The 17,797-nt window shown below is 55.3% G+C and carries 17 protein-coding genes; 10 read left to right on the top strand and 7 right to left on the bottom strand.

Annotated features, from left to right (window positions below):
* Positions 1-19: 19 nt before the first annotated feature.
* The 4 genes from K1I37_RS21605 to glnA all read right to left on the bottom strand — a co-directional run bounded on the left by K1I37_RS21605 (position 20) and on the right by glnA (position 2,877).
* Positions 20-115: a hypothetical protein gene (locus K1I37_RS21605; protein WP_330217023.1), complete on the bottom strand. Its 96-nt coding sequence runs from the start codon at positions 113-115 to the stop codon at positions 20-22.
* Positions 105-476, bottom strand: coding sequence for a DUF2243 domain-containing protein (locus K1I37_RS19650; protein WP_021297712.1), 372 nt, complete (start codon positions 474-476; stop codon positions 105-107). The genes K1I37_RS21605 and K1I37_RS19650 overlap by 11 nt, the downstream gene beginning before the upstream one ends.
* A 148-nt stretch (positions 477-624) precedes the next feature.
* Complete coding sequence (locus tag K1I37_RS19645; RefSeq protein ID WP_021297711.1) at positions 625-1,152, bottom strand: mismatch-specific DNA-glycosylase; 528 nt, start codon at positions 1,150-1,152, stop codon at positions 625-627.
* A 297-nt stretch (positions 1,153-1,449) separates the two neighbouring features.
* A complete protein-coding gene (glnA, locus tag K1I37_RS19640) occupies positions 1,450-2,877 on the bottom strand; it encodes a type I glutamate--ammonia ligase (RefSeq protein WP_021297710.1) in 1,428 nt (475 codons plus the stop codon).
* 146 nt (positions 2,878-3,023) lie between these two features.
* On the opposite strand from glnA, the gene K1I37_RS19635 reads away from it, so the two are divergent.
* Together K1I37_RS19635 and proC are read left to right on the top strand one after the other, a co-directional pair.
* Complete coding sequence (locus K1I37_RS19635; protein ID WP_021297709.1) at positions 3,024-3,788, top strand: alpha/beta hydrolase family protein; 765 nt, start codon at positions 3,024-3,026, stop codon at positions 3,786-3,788.
* 61 nt (positions 3,789-3,849) lie between these two features.
* Entirely contained in the window at positions 3,850-4,668 is an 819-nt protein-coding gene (proC, locus tag K1I37_RS19630; RefSeq protein ID WP_021297708.1) for a pyrroline-5-carboxylate reductase, read from the top strand.
* Between the two features lie 105 nt (positions 4,669-4,773).
* Here proC and K1I37_RS19625 read toward each other — a convergent pair whose 3' ends face one another.
* Positions 4,774-5,259: a MogA/MoaB family molybdenum cofactor biosynthesis protein gene (locus K1I37_RS19625; protein ID WP_021297707.1), complete on the bottom strand. Its 486-nt coding sequence runs from the start codon at positions 5,257-5,259 to the stop codon at positions 4,774-4,776.
* A gap of 103 nt (positions 5,260-5,362) precedes the next feature.
* Here K1I37_RS19625 and K1I37_RS19620 point away from each other — a divergent pair, with 103 nt between their 5' ends.
* From K1I37_RS19620 to K1I37_RS19610, 3 genes are all read left to right on the top strand, one after another.
* On the top strand, positions 5,363-6,178 hold the full coding sequence (locus tag K1I37_RS19620; RefSeq protein ID WP_031219050.1) for a dienelactone hydrolase family protein: 816 nt from the start codon (positions 5,363-5,365) through the stop codon (positions 6,176-6,178).
* A gap of 107 nt (positions 6,179-6,285) precedes the next feature.
* Positions 6,286-8,025, top strand: coding sequence for a phospho-sugar mutase (locus K1I37_RS19615; protein WP_021297705.1), 1,740 nt, complete (start codon positions 6,286-6,288; stop codon positions 8,023-8,025).
* Between the two features lie 236 nt (positions 8,026-8,261).
* Positions 8,262-9,464 carry an MFS transporter gene (locus K1I37_RS19610; RefSeq protein ID WP_021297704.1) on the top strand — a complete coding sequence of 401 codons (1,203 nt, stop codon included), beginning with the start codon at positions 8,262-8,264 and terminating at the stop codon, positions 9,462-9,464.
* A 29-nt stretch (positions 9,465-9,493) separates the two neighbouring features.
* Here the strand turns inward: K1I37_RS19610 and K1I37_RS19605 are convergent, their stop codons facing one another.
* A complete protein-coding gene (locus tag K1I37_RS19605; protein ID WP_021297703.1) occupies positions 9,494-10,054 on the bottom strand; it encodes a nitroreductase family protein in 561 nt (186 codons plus the stop codon).
* Between the two features lie 520 nt (positions 10,055-10,574).
* Between K1I37_RS19605 and K1I37_RS19600 the strand changes: the two genes are divergently transcribed.
* The 5 genes from K1I37_RS19600 (at position 10,575) to K1I37_RS19580 (ending at position 16,351) form a co-directional block, all read left to right on the top strand.
* The gene (locus tag K1I37_RS19600; RefSeq protein WP_021297702.1) at positions 10,575-12,020 is read left to right on the top strand and encodes a gluzincin family metallopeptidase; all 1,446 of its coding nucleotides are present in this window, start codon (positions 10,575-10,577) and stop codon (positions 12,018-12,020) included.
* A 569-nt stretch (positions 12,021-12,589) separates the two neighbouring features.
* Complete coding sequence (locus K1I37_RS19595) at positions 12,590-13,345, top strand: WecB/TagA/CpsF family glycosyltransferase (protein ID WP_021297700.1); 756 nt, start codon at positions 12,590-12,592, stop codon at positions 13,343-13,345.
* Positions 13,346-13,767: 422 nt separating this feature from the next.
* Positions 13,768-14,961 (top strand): methionine adenosyltransferase, encoded by a 1,194-nt coding sequence (gene metK, locus K1I37_RS19590; RefSeq protein WP_021297699.1) that lies wholly within the window; start codon positions 13,768-13,770, stop codon positions 14,959-14,961.
* Between the two features lie 274 nt (positions 14,962-15,235).
* A complete protein-coding gene (locus tag K1I37_RS19585) occupies positions 15,236-15,889 on the top strand; it encodes a response regulator (protein ID WP_031219046.1) in 654 nt (217 codons plus the stop codon).
* A 51-nt stretch (positions 15,890-15,940) separates the two neighbouring features.
* The gene (locus K1I37_RS19580; protein ID WP_021297696.1) at positions 15,941-16,351 is read left to right on the top strand and encodes a glycosyltransferase family 2 protein; all 411 of its coding nucleotides are present in this window, start codon (positions 15,941-15,943) and stop codon (positions 16,349-16,351) included.
* A gap of 32 nt (positions 16,352-16,383) precedes the next feature.
* Here the strand turns inward: K1I37_RS19580 and K1I37_RS19575 are convergent, their stop codons facing one another.
* On the bottom strand, positions 16,384-17,703 hold the full coding sequence (locus K1I37_RS19575) for a helix-turn-helix domain-containing protein (protein WP_021297695.1): 1,320 nt from the start codon (positions 17,701-17,703) through the stop codon (positions 16,384-16,386).
* Positions 17,704-17,797 lie beyond the last annotated feature (94 nt).

Below are 17,797 nucleotides of genomic sequence, written 5' to 3'. Positions count from 1 at the left end.
AACAGGTGTTACGCATGGTTCACCACCTAACCGACTTTTGTGCTATTTTGTACACGGCTCCCCCTACGACTAGCAGAAGAATTGCAAACAAATCAAAAGCCAAATCATACTGCATTTGATACGGATGGCCGTGACGCACGTGGTGAATTTGTAGTAGGTGATGGTCGATAACGCCGCAAGAAGTTGAATGTTCCTGCACCCAAGAGTAAGCCGCCGAGGAACTTTGGGTTTGACAAGCGTTTGTCAGTTGCCGTATCGGTCCACAATAAAATGGTCCCTGTAACCATCAGTCCTGTGGTAACCAGATGAAGTAGCCCATCACTGACAATCTGGTTGAAGCGATTGGTAAGCATATAGGTGTTGTGCCACTGTAGGAGTTGATGGAAGACAATTCCGTCTAACATGCCGATGAGGCCCATGCCGAAAATAAACGCTCTGATGAATGTATGATCTGACCGAGGTTGGGTACGGGTCAAGTGTATACCTCCTAAAAACCGAAAAGATTTATCATCATTATCATCTTCCTTCTGTACACAAATATGTGACCTGCGGTTGCTGGGTAGGGACGCAGGATCTAGGGCATATCGAGCATTGACGACATCACCCATCACCTATTGAGGTTCCCTATGCATTGTCTTGTTGGACGGCTTCGGCGAGATCGCGATAGACGGCCACTTGTTCGGAGAGTTTCATGCGGACAAGGCCGCTCGTACCTGGCGCCACGAAGAATTGCGTGTGGCAGGTGACGTCGGTTGTTGGTTGAAAGCCCCAAGCGACTTTTTGTTTGCGCGAATACTGTTGATAGACCCCCTTTCCCACGAAGCAAGCGAATGCTGGTCCATATGCCTGGAGCGTTTGTCGCAGGCGCATAGCGCCCTCGCGATATTCTTGTGTGGTGACGTCACTTGCGCGGGGCGTCGGACGCTGTACGAGGTTTGTGAAACCGTACTGGTATTCGTCGAATAGAATCCGGCTCTCGCTGGGTGTGAACAGGCGGTTGGTGAGTCCGGATTCATATAATATCCGATAAAATCGGTTGTTGGGCCCAGCGTAATTCCAACCGGTTTGGGCGGAAGCTGGTGATGGGTTGAAGCCGATAAACAAAATTCGTAATCCGGGCTTCAGGAGTTCCGTCTTGGGCTTCGTGTTCATCAGTCCTCCATTGTCCCTAGAGTTGGGCATGGGTTTTTGCATATGTCATGTTTCGGGCCTCTCGTGTGAAGCAAGGACCCCAAGCGCAATCAGCACTCGCACTAAGCACGATTGTACCTTCGCTGTTAGCTTGCCCTCTTTGCGTGTAATCTGCAAGTCTTCTCTATTTGCTGGGGTGGAGGCCCGGGTCTGGTCCTGGGGGAGTTAACGTGGGGATACCTGCAGTGAAAAGGACGGCTGCCGGGCGTATGGCCGGACAGCCGTCCTCATGGTGCTATTGTGCGTATAGGCGATTCTTTACAGGTCGAGATAGAGATGGAACTCGTATGGATGCGGACGTTGGCTCATCGGCTCGATCTCGGTTGTCTTCTTCAGGTGAATCCAGCTGCGGATGAAGTCCTTGCTGAAGACGCCGCCTTCGAGCAGGTATTCGTGGTCTTCTTCGAGTGCAGCCAAAACGCTCTCGAGGGACGAAGGCACAGCCTGAATTTTTTCCTTCTCTTCTGCAGGCAGGTCGTAGATGTTCTTGTCGTAGGGGCCGAAGCCGAGTTCGGTCGGATCGAGTTTGCGGCGGATGCCATCCAGCCCTGCCATGAGCATCGCGGCGAATGCGAGATATGGGTTGGCCGTAGCGTCTGGCGTGCGGAACTCGACACGGGCCGCTTTTGGTGAGATGGCAGCAACAGGAACGCGGATAGCGGCACTGCGGTTGCCCTTTGAGAAGACCAAGTTGACCGGTGCTTCGAATCCTGGAACCAAGCGCTTATAGGAGTTGGTGCTCGGGTTGGAGAACGCGAGGAGGCTTGGTGCGTGATACAGGATACCCGCGATATAGTGGCGCGCGATATCGCTCATCTTGCCGTAGCCTGCTTCGTCGTAGAACAACGGCTGTCCGTCTTGGAACAGGCTTTGGTGGACGTGCATGCCTGAACCGTTGTCGCCGAAGAGCGGCTTTGGCATGAAGGTCGCAACCTTGCCGTTGCGGCGTGCAACCTGGCGTACAATGTATTTGTAAAGCATCGTGTTGTCAGCCGTTTTGGTCAATGTGTCGAAGCGGAAGTTGATTTCCGATTGTCCAGCGCTCGCCACTTCGTGGTGGTGGCGTTCGACGCGAATTCCTGCGTTCATCAATTCCTTGACGATGTCCGTGCGGATGTCGTGCAGGGCGTCTGTCGGCGGGACCGGGAAATAACCGCCTTTCGTCTTCACTTTGTATGCGAGGTTCGGGCCATTCTGTGCGCTGCCTGTATTCCAGACGGCTTCTTCGGAATCGAGTGCATAGAACGAAGACTCAGGAGAAGAATGGAAGCGAACGTCGTCGAAGAGGAAGAATTCGAGTTCTGGACCAAAGAAGGCTGTGTTGGCGATGCCGCTGTCAATCAGGTATTGTTCCGCTTTTTCAGCGATATATCGAGGGTCGCGGTCGTACCGTACACCAGATGGGTCATATACTTGACATTGAAGTGCGAGGGTGGGGACGTTGAAGAAGGGATCGACATAGGCGGTGTCTAATACAGGACGCATAACCATGTCGCTTTCTTCAATGCCTTTGAACCCTTGAATACTCGATCCGTCGAACGGCGCACCGACTTCAAGCAGTTCATCTGTCACCTCGACCGCCGGGATGGTGACGTGGTGTTGGCGGCCGGCGGGATCGACAATGCGGAAGTCCACCATCTCTATGTGCTTAGATTGAATGAGATCTAAGATTTCCTGGGTGTTCACGGACTACACTCCTTCATCGAGGATATCGACTGTATCTCTTTCAAAAACATGCACCGATCATAAGAATTATTGACGGCGGCCGTCAATAAGTTTTGTGAGGTTTCTTTACGTGGTTCGACAAATTCTGCACGGGAGGCGGAAAATGTATGCAGCGTGCCATCACATTGGAAGTCGAGGGAATGACGCTTCGCGGCATGGAGCACGTGCCGGGGGGCGCAGAACAGAACCCTGTGCCGGCTGTGATTTTGTTTCACGGGTTCACCGGAACGAAACTCGAACCGCACCGGTTATTCTTGAAGATTAGCCGTGCGCTGGAGGCACAGGGGATTGCGTCGTTCCGCTTCGATTTCATGGGCAGTGGCGAGAGCGACGGCGACTTTGAGGATATGACTGCGTCGACGGAGATTCGGGACGCCAAGGAAATTCTCGCGATGGTGCGGCGTGACAAACGGATTTTGCAGGATAAGGTCAGTCTCTTGGGGCTGAGCATGGGCGGCTATGTGGCCGGGATCGTGGCTGGAGATTTGCCCGATGCAGTGCATAAGCTGATGCTGCTGGCACCCGCTGGCAACTTGCGGGATATCATGCAGGCGGTCGCGGCAGAGAGCGGTGTGCAGGACGATATGCGCGAGTTCGATCACGGCGGAGACGTCGTCGGCCGCGGCCTGTACGAGGATGTGATGCGGATTGACGGATTTTCCCGCGCGAAGCCATTTCGGGGTCCGGTTCTCTTGGTTCACGGTACCGGGGACAGTGTCGTTCCGTACCAGGTGTCCGTAAAATACCAGGACGATGTCTATGGGGATGCCGCGGAGTTGCAACTGATTGAAGGGGCTGATCACACCTTTAACAGCCGGCCGTGGGAGCAGGAAGTGATTCGCCGCGTTGTGTCATTTGCAACGGCCAAATGACGGCGAGTCGCGGCTCTTGTTTGATTCACTGAGCGGATGTGCTAGGGAGAGGAGAACTGTGGTGGACAAGATTTTTGTACTGGGCGCAGGCGCGATGGCGGAGTCCTTTATTAAAGGGGTGACGCAGGGGGACGTGGCGGATGCTAAGTCGATTTATGTCATCAATCGGCATCGGCCAGACAGGCTGGCTGAACTGAGTGAAACATATGGTGTGACACCGGCTGCATCGATGGAAGCCGCCAAGGAGGCCGGTGTGATTATCCTGGCGGTGAAGCCGTACGATATGCGATTGGCGCTTGTTGAGTTGTCGCCGTATTTACATGGACAGTTGGTCATCTCGTTTGCCGCTGGTATTCCGATTGCATTCATGGAGAATGTGACGCAGGGGCGCGCACAGATCATCCGCACGATGCCGAATGTGCCCGTAGCGGTATTGGAGGGCGCCATCGCGATGGCAACGGGTGCGAGTGTGAATCGCGAAAGTGTGGATGTGGCCAAACGCTTGCTTGGAAAAATCGGAATAGTCGTAGAGTTGGAAGAGCACTTGATGGATGCGGCGACCGCCTTTTCTGGCAGTGGACCGGGGTTTGTCAGCTATTTCCTCGAGGCGATGGAGGATGCGGCGGTCCAGTTGGGCTTTTCTGCAGAGTTGGCGCGGCAATTATTGATTCAAACGGTTGTGGGCACCGCGAAAGTGCTAGAGGAGTGGCGCTTGAGTCCTGCTGAACTGCGGCGATTGGTGACGTCGCCCAACGGCACGACGCACGCTGGCCTAACGGTGCTTGGCAATTTAGGGATGCGCGAGGCGATTGCACAGGCTTTAGTCCAGGCGGAAGGTCGGTCACGCGAAATGGGCGAACAGTACACCGCGGTCGAGTGAGCGGGCTGTAGAACTTGTTGTCCAAAGGTACAGCCCACCGCCGATGTTGCGTACTGTACGCGACCAAAAGCCCGCCGCTGTGGTTGTGCCACGCTGGACGGAGACTCAGTGCGCCGTGTGGCCGTGGAGGAGCTGAACCACGTGGTGCAGGACAGGTTGGATGACTTCGAAGCATTCGTCAACGCCTTTCGGGTTGCCGGGAAAATTGATGATGAGCGTTTGGTTTCGCACGCCCACCACCTGCCGTGAGGTCATCGCGAACGGCGTTTTCTCCAATGTACGCATGCGCATGGCTTCCGCCATCCCCGGTATGGTGCGTTGGATGACTTCGCTGGTCGCCTCTGGCGTCACGTCGCGCGGGCCCAGGCCTGTGCCGCCAGTGGTTGCGATCACGTCGACTTTCAGCGTGTCGCAGAGATGCGTCAGGCATTGGACGATAGCCGCTTTGTCGTCGGGGAGGATTTGTGTGCGTATCACATCAAACGCCTCGTCGCGCAATCTCGCGGCGAGCAGCGGCCCCCCCTTGTCCTCCCGCGTTCCGTAATGTGCGCCATCGCTCAAGGTGATGACAGCTGCTGTGTGCCTTGTCACAGGTATCCCTCCTGTTCTCTAACCAGCAAAAGCATAACACAGGAAGGACGTTCTTTTGGTGTCGCGGCGAATGTGCGAAAATAAGGATCAGGAGGTGTTCATTGTGTCACTACATACAGAATGGATTCGGTATGGAAGCGAACAAGTGTACTCTGGGTATCTCGCAAAGCCAGAGCGGGCTGCGGATGGGCAACCAGCTGTTGTCGTATTGCAGGAAATTTGGGGTGTGGATGATCACATTCAGGACGTCACACGGCGTTTCGCACAAGCGGGTTATGTCGCATTTGCACCAGATTTGTATGCAGAACACGGCGCACGTCGGCCGGGGCTCGACGTCCCAAGCGTTGAGGCAGTGAAACGTTTTCTGAACGAAGTGTCACCGGCGGTTTGGCACGATGCTTCGGCACGTGAAGCGGCGTTGTCCAAGTTGCCTGAGCCTGACCAGACGACGATTCGCACGACGTTTGGCACGTTGTTTGGCGGGCTTAATCTTGACGCTTACGGTGATCAGCTGATTTCTACGACGGATTTTCTCCGCAATCACTACTCGACAACCAGTGGTCAACCCATCGTCTCGGTTGGATTCTGTATGGGTGGCGCATTGAGTGCCATTCTTGCGGCGACGGATGAGAAGCTGGCGGGCGCAGCGATTTTCTATGGCCGTGCACCGTCTGAAGAGCAGATTGCGAACATTGCCTGCCCAGTGCGCGGCTTTTACGGGGCGTTAGACGATGGGATTACGAGTCAGGTTCCCGGTTTTGCAGAGAAGATGAAAGAAAACGGAAAGTCGTTTTCGTACAAAGTGTACGAAAATGCACATCACGCGTTTTTCAATGACACACGTGCTTCGTACAACCCGCGGGCGGTTCGTGCAGCGTTTGCGGAAGTCCTTTCATTTTTTGACGAAGTCACACGTTAGACGAAGTGGTGCGCTAGCGATTGGACAGGACTATGCCATAACCTCTCCAGGGTATCGATGTGCTATCATAAGTGCATGATACCCTGCGAATGATGGAGGGCAACGACTTGAGAGAAAACATAGATGCCATGAGTCACTACGAACAGTGGCTCAATCAACCGCACCTACCGGATAATTTGAAGGCCGAATTGCAGGCGATTGAGGGGAACGTCTCCGAGATTACAGCTCGGTTTGGCGCGAATCTCGATTTTGGAACCGGTGGCCTTCGCGGCGTGATGGGCGCTGGACTCAACCGTTTGAACATTTATACAATTCGTCGGGCGACGCGGGCGCTGGCCGAGCACGTGTTGGCGAAGGTACCGGACGCGAGACATCGCGGTGTTGCGATTGGCTATGACTGTCGTCACAACTCTGCGCTGTTTGCGAACATTGCGGGGCGGACACTGGCTGCTGCCGGCGTGAAGGCATATGTGTCCCCAGTTCTCTGCCCAACGCCCGAATTGTCGTTTGCCGTACGTCAACTGCGCGCTGCTGCCGGCGTAATGATTACAGCCAGTCACAATCCACCGGCGTACAACGGCTATAAGGTGTACAACGAGCACGGCGGGCAGGTGCTGGAGGACGATGCGGCCGATATTCGCGACAGGATGATTGCGATTGGGAATATCTTTGACGTGCCCATGTTGGAAGAAGCAGACGCGGTGGAACAAGGACTGTTGCTGACCACGCCGATTGCCGTCCGCCATCGTTACCTCGATGAAATCGTCCAACTCGTGAAAGATATCTCCGTGGGACAGCATGCGCGGCATCAGTTGGGCATTGTCTATACGCCGCTGCACGGCACGGGTCTAGTGCCTGTGCGCGAGGCCTTAGAGCGCGCTGGTTACAGCGATGTGCACGTGCTGGAAGCACAGGCTGAGGAAAACGGGGATTTCCCCACAGTTAAAAGTCCGAACCCTGAGGAGCCTGAGGCTTTGGACATGGCGATTCAGGCCGCGACGGCGCGCGGGGCGGAGTTGGTGATGGGGACTGATCCGGATGCGGATAGAGTCGGCATTGCGGTGCGCACCAAATCGGGTCGGATGCAATTGCTCACTGGCAATCAGGTGGGAGCACTGCTCGTCGACTACGCTTGCACGAAACTGGCTGAGCAGCGGCATGTCACGAACCCCATTGTCTTTAAAACGATTGTGACGTCTGACTTTGGCGCTGAGATAGCCCGGAGTGCGGGCATTGCTGTGGAGGAGACGCTCACCGGGTTCAAGTATATCGGAGACAGAATCACGGCGCATGAACAGGCGGGCACGCATCAACTATTGCTTGGGTACGAGGAGAGTTACGGTTATCTCCTGGCACCTATCGTCCGCGACAAAGACGCTGTGCAAACATGTCTCGCGATTGCGGAGATGGCCGCATTCCACCGTCAAAACGGATTGACGTTGGTCGACCGGATCGAGGCGCTCTACAAAACCTATGGCTACTTTCAAGAGGATTTGTTGAACATCGCGCTGGAAGGCGACGACGGTGTGGCGCGCATGCAAAAGGTGCTTGCGGATTTGCGGCAGCAGCCGCTTGTAGTCGAGGGGATGGACCTTCTATACGTCGAGGACTATTTGACTGGAATTCGCCATTTCATCCATGCGGATAAGTCAGATGAACGACTGACGCTGCCGAAGTCAGACGTGCAGAAGTTCGTCTACGAGAGCGGCGATTGGGTCGCGATTCGTCCATCTGGCACCGAGCCGAAGATGAAAGTATACGCTGCAGTGCGCGGCGCAAGCCACGCGGATGCGAAGCAGCGACTTGCTTCGTTGGTGGAGGCCGTTCAAAAACGCGTCCAGCTTTGAGCGTGGGATAAGGTATCCGTGAAATTCGATTAGACGAGGATGATTGATGGACGTGATGGGGCTGCGAAGCTGTTTCTGATGTGACGACCCATCTGCCAATACGAAGAGAGCCGGCGTGCTGCCTTATGGGCGGTTCCGTCCGGCTCTTTTTGACGCGTTTAGGCTGGTTGGCTAAACTGGGTAAGGATATCACGTGAGGCGGAACATTACTTAGTTAAAGCAATCGTTAGGGGATGATGTGCATCGAAAAGTGGAAACGGACCCTATACATTTTGTGGTTGGCGAATTTTTGTGTGGCCGCTGGCACGAGTCTGATTATTCCATTCCTCCCCTTGTACATCGAGAGTTTAGGCGTTCATTCGGAGACGGATATCGCCCATTGGTCAAGTTGGGTGTTTGCCGCCCAGTTTGTCACGTCGTTTGTATTTCAACCGGTTTGGGGTGCGTTTGCAGACAGGCGTGGGCGCAAGCTGATGCTGTTGCGCGCTGGATTTGGGATGGGCGTCATGACCACCCTGATGGGGCTTGTTCACGCGCCTTGGGAACTACTGCTGCTACGGTTCGTCAATGGTGTGTTCTCGGGTTTTATCTCGATGGCTGTCTCGCTGCAGGCTTCTGTCACACCTCCGGAGAAAACGGGGCGCGCGCTCGGCATGTTGCAGACGGGCAGCGTGTCCGGCAGCCTCATTGGCCCGCTCGTCGGCGGTGTCCTCGCGGAGGCCCTGGGGTATCACGGCGTCTTTTTCTTCACTGGTGCGATGCTGATTGTGGCGAGTCTCATCGTCCTCGTGTTTGTGCACGAGAACCCGGTGACGCAAAAAGAACGGCAAAAACAGAAAGCGAGTTGGCACGAGTTGGTGCCGCTCTGGCCAGTCTTTTTGGCTACGTTTATGACACAGCTCGCGATGATGTCCATTGAGCCGATTGTCACCATCTTTACACGGGATATCTATCACGGTGCGAATTTGTCGATCATCGCAGGATTGGTCGTCGCCACGTCTGGTATCGCCAATCTCATCGGGACGCCGACACTCGGACGCCTTGGCGACAAAATTGGTCAGCGAAAAGTGCTTTTGTTCGCGCTCGTCTTCGCTGCGCTTTCGTTCATTCCGCAGGCTATCGCGCATAGTCTGGGCATGCTTCTCTTGGGGCGTTTTTGTTTAGGCCTGTTCCTCGGCGGCATGATTCCGTCGCTGCAAGTGCTCGTCCGCAAACTGGCACCCGTGAATATCCAAGCGACTGCCTTCGGCTGGAACTCGAGTTCGATGTTTCTTGGCAACCTCGTGGGGCCACTTGTCGGAGGAAGTGTGGCTGCCGCATATGGTATCCGATCCGTCTTTTACATCACACTCTCCCTTCTCCTGGCCAACGCGGCGGTCGTGGCGTTGAACCGCAAGTTGGGGAAGTCGGAACCTGTAGGACACGTCGCCTCGAAGTGAGGCAACGTGTCCTGGTCTTCTCCGCGATCTTATTTAAAGGAGACGATACTCTCGGAAAGTGGTCTACGGTCGTTCGGCGCTTCACGTTCCTGGAGTTCCTTTGGTAAACGATTTTTATCACCTTGGTACCCTAATGCAATCAACGTCAATACTTCGTATTGATCCGGGATTTGTAGCACTTCTCTTGCTTTATCTTTGGAGAATCCCCCAAGTGCGTGCGTCACTAAACCCAGTTGACTTGCTTGGAGCGCCAAGCTCTGCCACGCTGCTCCAGCGTCAAAGGCGTAATATGGATTTAATTCTCCGTTTGGACGGTATTTATCGGCAAGCAGCAGAATGAACGCAGGTACGTTGTTGTCCGTCCACACACGGTTCCCCGGCGCGATGAACTCAGAAAACGTAGCCAACTCCTCTTCAGTTTGAGCAACAATAAAACGCCAGGGCTGTATATTGGATGCAGAAGGCGCGAATCGTGCAGCTTCTAAAATCGTGTAAAGCGTTTCACGCGACACCTTCTTGTCGGAAAAGGCGCGGGGGGACCAACGGTTGAGGTATAGGCTATCAATCGGATAATCTGCGTGACGAGTCATGGACATCCTCCTAGCATAGGTGTCTAAGCGATCTATTACTTTTATGAAACACATTACTATTTGTTATATTGTGAATCAAGCAGCCGAACCTGCGCACGCCTACAAACGACATCTAATGTCGCTTACTTTGCTAACTCAACCTCACCCCATTCAACTGTTGCGCATGGAAAGGCGCAGAGCGACATAGATATGTTGTCATCTAGTCTCCGTATAGACCGCCATTTGCGCGTGACTGTTCTAGGCGTTTTATATGTGCACCTGGGTATCTCGCCGGACGATTCCAAATTTTGCTCAAGAATGGAATTCCTCATCATGAAATGCATTATAATGGAGGGTAACAAGCGGGATAAACGGATTTGCAATGCTGCCAAAAGCGGCAAGATGTACGGGTCATCTCTTTTATTTGCAGAATATTGTATGTATTCAATCTTGCGTGTCAGGTTTGGATCGGGCGCGTGAATGGCAACACTGACTGTATGAATGACTGCATGTTAAGTTCCCGGCGAAGAGGTGTGCGCGTATGAAGAAGCATCCAGACCGAGTTTTTCATCTCTCCATCGCTGTGATTGCTATTTTTGTGACAATTGTTTCTGTCCTTTCTATTATTTACGAGCAGATGCCGCCCGCCGTCGGTCGGGTGCTGAGCTTTACGCATATTTGGTCGTCGCTGCACGCGAAATCCCCATGGCTCGGGGGAACCGCGCAAACTGTCGTCTCGGCGGCAGGGCGTGCGTCGGGGGGCGGATCGGTCAGCGATAAACCCGCCAAACAACCTGCCAATCAAACACTGCTCAATGACATTCATATCGAGGCGGTGGGCAAAGGCGCCACTGCAGAGGATGTAGCCAACGCGAAGCGCATTCTCGAACAGGTGGGCGCACCTCTGCTCATTGAAAAGACTACGGGCATGCCACTTCGGCAACCGGTGACTATCGAGATGATTGGTAACACGTCGGCGTATGACGGCGCGCTCACATCCCTTGGTGTGAATGCTTCGGAGGCGTCGAGCCTCTCGAAGGATACAGGTGGCTTCACGCAGAACAGCACGATTCTCATTCCGCTGGGTCAAAATAAAGACAATGCCGATCTCGCCAACACCCTCACCCACGAACTCACCCACGCCATCTTTAACCAAAACATCAGCTCGCTGCCGAGCTGGATGAACGAGGGTATCGCGGTGTACATGGGCATGACGGGGCAGAAGTCGGTAGAAAACGCGATGGTCTATGCGGGGTACGAGCGCCAGTTGGCGGAGTCTATCGTCGATGTGGCCAAGCAAAACCAATTGCAGCCCCTGGAGGCTGACGAATCGGTCATTTTGTCTGGACAAACAGATTACGACTACGAGCTACAGGATTGGCTGGCGGTCTCTGATCTCATCTCGACGGACGGGCTACCTGCGCTTCAGCACTATTTATCCCTACTGCAAAATCACATGGATGAAGCGACCGCCTTTCGCACCGCCTTTGGCCAAACGGAGTCGGCATTCGACGCAAGTCTGACCAAACTTCTCCGGACGTCGGCAGCGGCGGCGGACGACGGTGTGACGCTCGGATTCAATATCACGTCGCAATTCACCGGCAAAATTGACTTTTTGCAGCACGGAAAGACCGAGTGGCAGGGAGTGACCGCGAAGCCAGGTCACTACCAAATCACCGTTGGGCGCGACGGTCGCCTCGAAGGGTCGCTGCCTGCGGTGTCTCCGACACCAGATATCGATCCGGCCGACACCAACACCATCTACATCTCCCTGATGCCAAGCGGGCCCCTCACGTGGCAAGGCGAAAAGGTGACCGATTGCGGATTCGCCTTCAACGTGCGCGACGGCCTCTATTCCTTCGAAGACACTTGGGTCAGCCTCGCCAGCGGCCAAACCCTCTACGAGTCGACGCCGACGCTCTTTGGCGTCACCATCACCTCCGAGTCGGAAGTGGATGCGGCGAATCCGATTGTGAAGCTGCTGTAGTCGCGGCGGGGGTGTGCGGCCGGCGGAGTCGGGTGGGCGGCGGATCGACGGAGCCGCTGGGGCAGGCGGGCGGGCGGCCGGTGGAGTCGGGTGTGGGGCGGATCGACGGGGCCTGGGGGGCGCGTGATCTGGCTTCCGGTTCCCGGGTGGCGGTCCCGGTCGGCAAATAAGGCATCTTTTGTGCACTAATCGGCTCATTCTCGGGGTTGAGCGGACAATAAGGTCGATTTTCTGCTCTATTTTCCTGGGAACGAGGCAGATGACCGAGAATTTCGTGTATTAAGGCACTTTTGGTGCCCTATTTTGTTCGATGTGCCCGAAAAAGGCCAAATAGGGTAGAAAATTTGCCTTAATTTCTGCATACCTTGCGGGGGGATGTCCGCCGCACACCGTGCACCGCCGCACACCCGCGTGCAGCCCCCACACCCCCACACCCCCACACTCGATCCCGGACGCGCAAAGCATCGCCCGCCGCGCCGTCCCCCCATGGCGACGCGCCTTGCGTCATCGTGATATGATGAAGGACGAACAATTGGCATAACGGATAACCGATAACGGAGGCAAAGACTTTGTCGACTCAGTTGCTTGCAGAAGATATGGTGGACGTGCTAGGCGTGCGGTTTCACCGCGTCACCATGGGACAAGCCATCGAAAAAATTCTGTATTGGGTGCAGGACGGACACCATCACATGGTGGTCACAGCAGGGCCGGAGTTTGTCATGCACTGCTTAGCAGACGAGTCCTTAAAACAACTCGTCAACTCGGCAGATCTTGTGACGGCGGACGGCATTGGTGTGGTCTGGGCGGCGGCGCGAAGCGGCCGGCCGGTGCCGGAACGCGTGACTGGTGTGGAAATGGTGCTGGCGCTGCTTGAAGAGGCGCATGCGCGCAAACAGGCACTGCGAGTGTTTTTACTGGGCGCGTCGGAGGACTCGCTGCAAGCGTGTCTGCGCGTGTTGCGGGAACGGTTTCCGGGCGTTGAATTTGCAGGAAGAAACGGATACTTCACCGCGGAGCAGGTGGGCGACGTCGTCGCGCAGGTGCGGGCGTTTGAGCCGAATCTGTTTCTCGTCGGAATGGGGCAGCCTAGACAAGAGCAGTTCATTCGCAGTGTGCTCGGGCGACTGCAGCCATGCGTGGCGATCGGCATCGGCGGTTCCATCGACGTATGGGGTGGCACCGTCGCGCGAGCGCCAGCAGTGTTTCGGAGATTGAACGTCGAGTGGCTCTATCGATTGATGACGCAGCCCAGCCGCCTTCGCAGGCAGATGGCCTTGCCGCGATTTGCGCTGCGGGTCATGCGGGGGCGCGACGGGCGGAGTTGACATAAGTCCCGCCCAGGCGCCCTCCGGCCGCCACGACGAGCTGGCATCCTGCTCCTGCCGGGCGCCCGGTATCTCAAGCTGGCGCGTTGGGCTCAGGCGCCCTCGGCGAGGCGCCCTCCGGCCGCCACGACAAACCGGCGCGCACTGCTCGGGTCCCCAGGCGAACGTTCGCGAACCGACCTGCGCAGCGTATCGCCTCTGGCGGCTTTATCTATCGTCATCCATGGAGTTTTGGCACCGCCAATGAACCCTCGGTATTTTTCGACAAGATGTCGAAAATGATTGACTGAACTTTGGCTTTATACTACGATAGCTTTGTTTTGCAATCGGATAAGCGTCGGAGGAAGCAGCGACTGTTTTAGGGTTGTCCTTAAACAACCGCAGGCGAGAATCGGCGGCTTGAAACTAAAGGAGGTACCAGATTGGGGCAAAGACGTTTATTTACCTCGGAATCCGTAACTGAAGGACACCCTGACAAGATTTGTGACCAAATCTCGGATGCAGTGCTAGATGAGATTTTAACATATGATCCCAACGCGCGCGTCGCCTGCGAAACGGCGACGACGACCGGCCTGATTATGGTGGCGGGTGAGATTACGACGAGTTGCTACGTCGACATTCCAAAAATCGTTCGCAAGACGATTCGCGATATTGGCTATACGCGTGCGAAGTACGGCTTCGACGCCGATACTTGTGCGGTGATTACCTCGATTGACGAGCAGAGCCCGGACATTGCGCAGGGCGTGGACAAAGCCTTGGAAATCCGTCAATTGAGTGACTCGGATATCGATGAAATCGGCGCTGGCGACCAAGGGCTGATGTTTGGCTTTGCGTGCGACGAGACACCAGAACTCATGCCGCTCCCGATTTCCTTGGCACACCGCCTGTCACATCGCCTGTCGCAAGTCCGCAAAGACGGCGTGCTCAGCTACTTGCGCCCAGACGGTAAGACCCAGGTCACCATTGAGTATGATGGGGACAAGCCTGTGCGCGTGGACACCATCGTCGTCTCGACACAGCACGACGAGCAAGTGTCTCTCGAGCAAGTGGAGCGGGATATCAAGGAGCACGTCATCAATCCTATCGTGCCAGAAGCGTTCTTGGATGCGGATACGAAGTACCTCATCAATCCGACCGGACGTTTTGTTATCGGCGGACCGCAGGGCGACGCTGGACTCACGGGTCGCAAAATCATCGTCGACACCTACGGCGGTTATGCGCGACACGGTGGCGGGGCGTTTTCTGGGAAGGATCCGACGAAGGTTGATCGCAGTGGTGCATACGCCGCTCGCTACGTCGCGAAGAACGTCGTGGCCGCTGGCTTGGCGCGCAAGTGTGAAGTGCAAGTCGCATATGCGATTGGCGTCGCACAACCCGTGTCCATCGCGGTCGACACATACGGTACGGGTCGTATCTCGGACGAGGCCATTGTCAAGATGATTCGTGAGGAATTCGATCTGCGCCCGGCAGCTATCATTCGCGATCTCGATCTGCGCCGCCCAATTTACCGTCAAACCGCGGCTTATGGTCATTTCGGACGTTTGGATGTCGAGCTTCCATGGGAACGCACGGACAAAGTGGACGCGCTGACGGCGCGTGCGGCGGCGTTCAACTGAGAGCGGTCGACCGTAGGGTTTTGCCCAGTAAATTTAGGGAGATAAAAAATATAAAATCTTTTTTCGGATGACCCCCACATCGTCGTGGGGGAGGACGAACACTATAGCATCACCCTTACCCCATGTTTTGCGTCAGTGCCATAATGGTGCTGGCGCCCTTTTTTTGCGCGAAAATGCCTCGCTTTTCCCAGAAGTCCTCGTGAATCATTTGTCGATTCCTGTTATCCTGTAACGTAGCCGGTCCGAAATACAAATAAAAGGAGTGGTCGGCTTGGTGCAGGAACGTGTGTGGGGTATTGCGATTGCAGAGGACAATGAAGCGTTTCGGGTGATGCTTCGGGATATCGTCGAGTATGAACCAGACATGGCTGTCGTCGCATTGTGGAAAAACGGCCGTGAAGTCATAGAGCAAATTGCCGACATCAAGCCGGATATCTTGCTGCTCGATGTCAATATGCCGGTGATGGACGGGATCGAGACGGTCCGGACCTTGAATCAGCGACCGCTCGATACGAAAGTCATCATGCTCACGATGCACGATGACGAAGATGTGGTGATGCAAAGTCTTCGCTATGGTGCGTCGGCATACTTGGTGAAGGACGGCGCGGCAGACGATATCGTTCGGGCGATTCGAGAGGTGGCGGCGGGCAGGGGGATGGTCCATCCGCAAGTGACACCCATTCTATTGAACGCCGTTGCCCAGATGAGTCGTCTCAACGAGTCTTGGAAGGAGATTTTGACCGCTCGCGAATATGACGTGCTTCGCGAGATGGCAAAGGGTAGGACCAACGAGCAAATCTCGGAGGACTTACACATCTCCGTGAAGACGGTGAAGAATCACGTGTCGCACATTCTCGCAAAACTGAATGTCCCCGACAGGGCGCAGGCGTCATTACACGCCCTGCGGCACCGTTGGGTCAATCTCTGACGGTGCCGCCGTCACCCCTTACCACATATGTTGTGGCAGGGGGTGACGCTTGTGTGGGCACTAATGGTCGTTGCGGCGTTTGCCGTATATGGGATTCTCGTCATCGCCTGGCAGTTGTGGGGGTGGCTCGTGAAAAACCATGAACAAGGGAAATCTGTGTACTTTATCATCGTCACCGAAAATGCGGAACGGGATATTGAGATGGTGCTTCGGCGGATTCACCACAAGTGCCTATCCATCGAGTATCCGACGTACGTGTGCCTCGTCGACGCTGGGTCCACAGATTTAACCGTCGCCATCGCAGAGCGGATGGCGCGCAAGGGGTTGCCGCTTGATATTTTGCGTGCACAAACGCTCGACGAAGCGCTAACCATAGCGGGGGGGTATGGAGAATCAGCGGGTTCCATTCGTTGCATTTATCAAGTGAAACGGGACGAAGGGTTGACCACTATCGTCCGCTGAAGAGACAAATCGACCGAGAAATGCGGCCCCGCTCAGAGGTAGAGCGGGGTTTGTGACGTTTGTGGCGCCATCAGGCGCTCCATTTGTCGGCAGTAATGAATGACCCAATTCGTCTCGCCCAGTTCGCCATACCAGAGGACGAGCAGTGCGCAGGCGCGGATGCGGTGTTTTGCCTCGGCGGATGGCGGATAATCGTCGACGAGTGGCTTGAGTCGGGCGATGCCACCTTGGACATCGCCGTGGATGACGGCCAGTTGGGCGTCAATGATCTCCAGGCGGATGGTGTTTTCGGCCAAATCTCGTTGTGAATGATAGCTCGCCAAGGCTTGCAACACTTCGCGGGCTTGTTTGGTGCGGCGTTCGGCGTGATCGAACTGGCCTGACGCTAGTAGCTTTTCAATTTGTTCGCACTCCGTCACGAGGAACGCATCTGGGTAGATAGATGTCATGGCGAGTGCGGCCTGTTGCCATGGATCGCTCTCGATGCCGCCCCCTTCGATGTCCGACAGGCGCGTTTGGATCACGACGACGTGCTCGACTAGTCGGGAGAAAGTGAACAGGGTATTCGCTTTGTCGGCCAGGATTTTGGCTCGGGCGGGATCACTTGTGATACAGTCCAATGCGTCGGCCACAAGGCGATCACAGACCGAACGCAAATCAGGCGTTTCCGCCGTCAATGCGCGGGCCTGTTGCAGATAGTTCCCTGGGTTCGGAAAGTGGCCTGGATGATCTTCTATGAGCTGCTGCAGTTGCAGCATAATTTCTGTCATCAGTACAATCAAATCCATGTTGGCCATCGCGTTGCTCTGGCGGAGCGTGTGGCCGATTTCAAGCGCCCGTGACCACTCGTGCATCGCACCGTCGACATTCGCGAGCCCTGCTTCGACGTAGCCCGACTCCTTGCAGACGAAAAACAGCAGGCGCTGGTCCTGTGTTCTGTACGCCAGTTCGCGGAGGTGTTCGAGATGGCCTGTCGCTTCGTGATACTGGCCGAGTTTCCGGTAGGTTTGAGCCAGCGTGAGGATGTACTCTTGGTGCGTCAAACCCTGCTCTGGCGCCGACTGAATCGACTCTAGCTGCTCGCGCGCGGCTTGTGCGTCGCCGATAGCCGATTGATATGTCGCGATGGTGAGTCGGGCGTTGAAGAGAAACTGATCATCCATTTCATTCATGAAATACTCTACGGGCATGCCCAACCGATTGGCGATTTCCATCAGTAGTGGGTAGGAAGGTTTTGCTCTATCCGCTTCAATCTGGCTGATCATACTCGGGGTCACGAGATCCCCGCCCAGGTCAGACTGCGTGAGGCCCCGTTTTATTCGAATCTCTCGAATTTTTTCTCCGATAGTCATTGGTCATCACCCAATTCTGACAAATTCATTAATTATGTTCACATAGCACGCGTCATTTGACAAGCCATCCATCCATTTTTAGTCACTCTATGTT

It is taken from the genome of Alicyclobacillus acidoterrestris (assembly GCF_022674245.1).
Lineage (GTDB): Bacteria > Bacillota > Bacilli > Alicyclobacillales > Alicyclobacillaceae > Alicyclobacillus > Alicyclobacillus acidoterrestris.
Note: the sequence above shows the minus strand (reverse complement) of the source record. Positions and strands in the feature narration are given on the sequence as shown.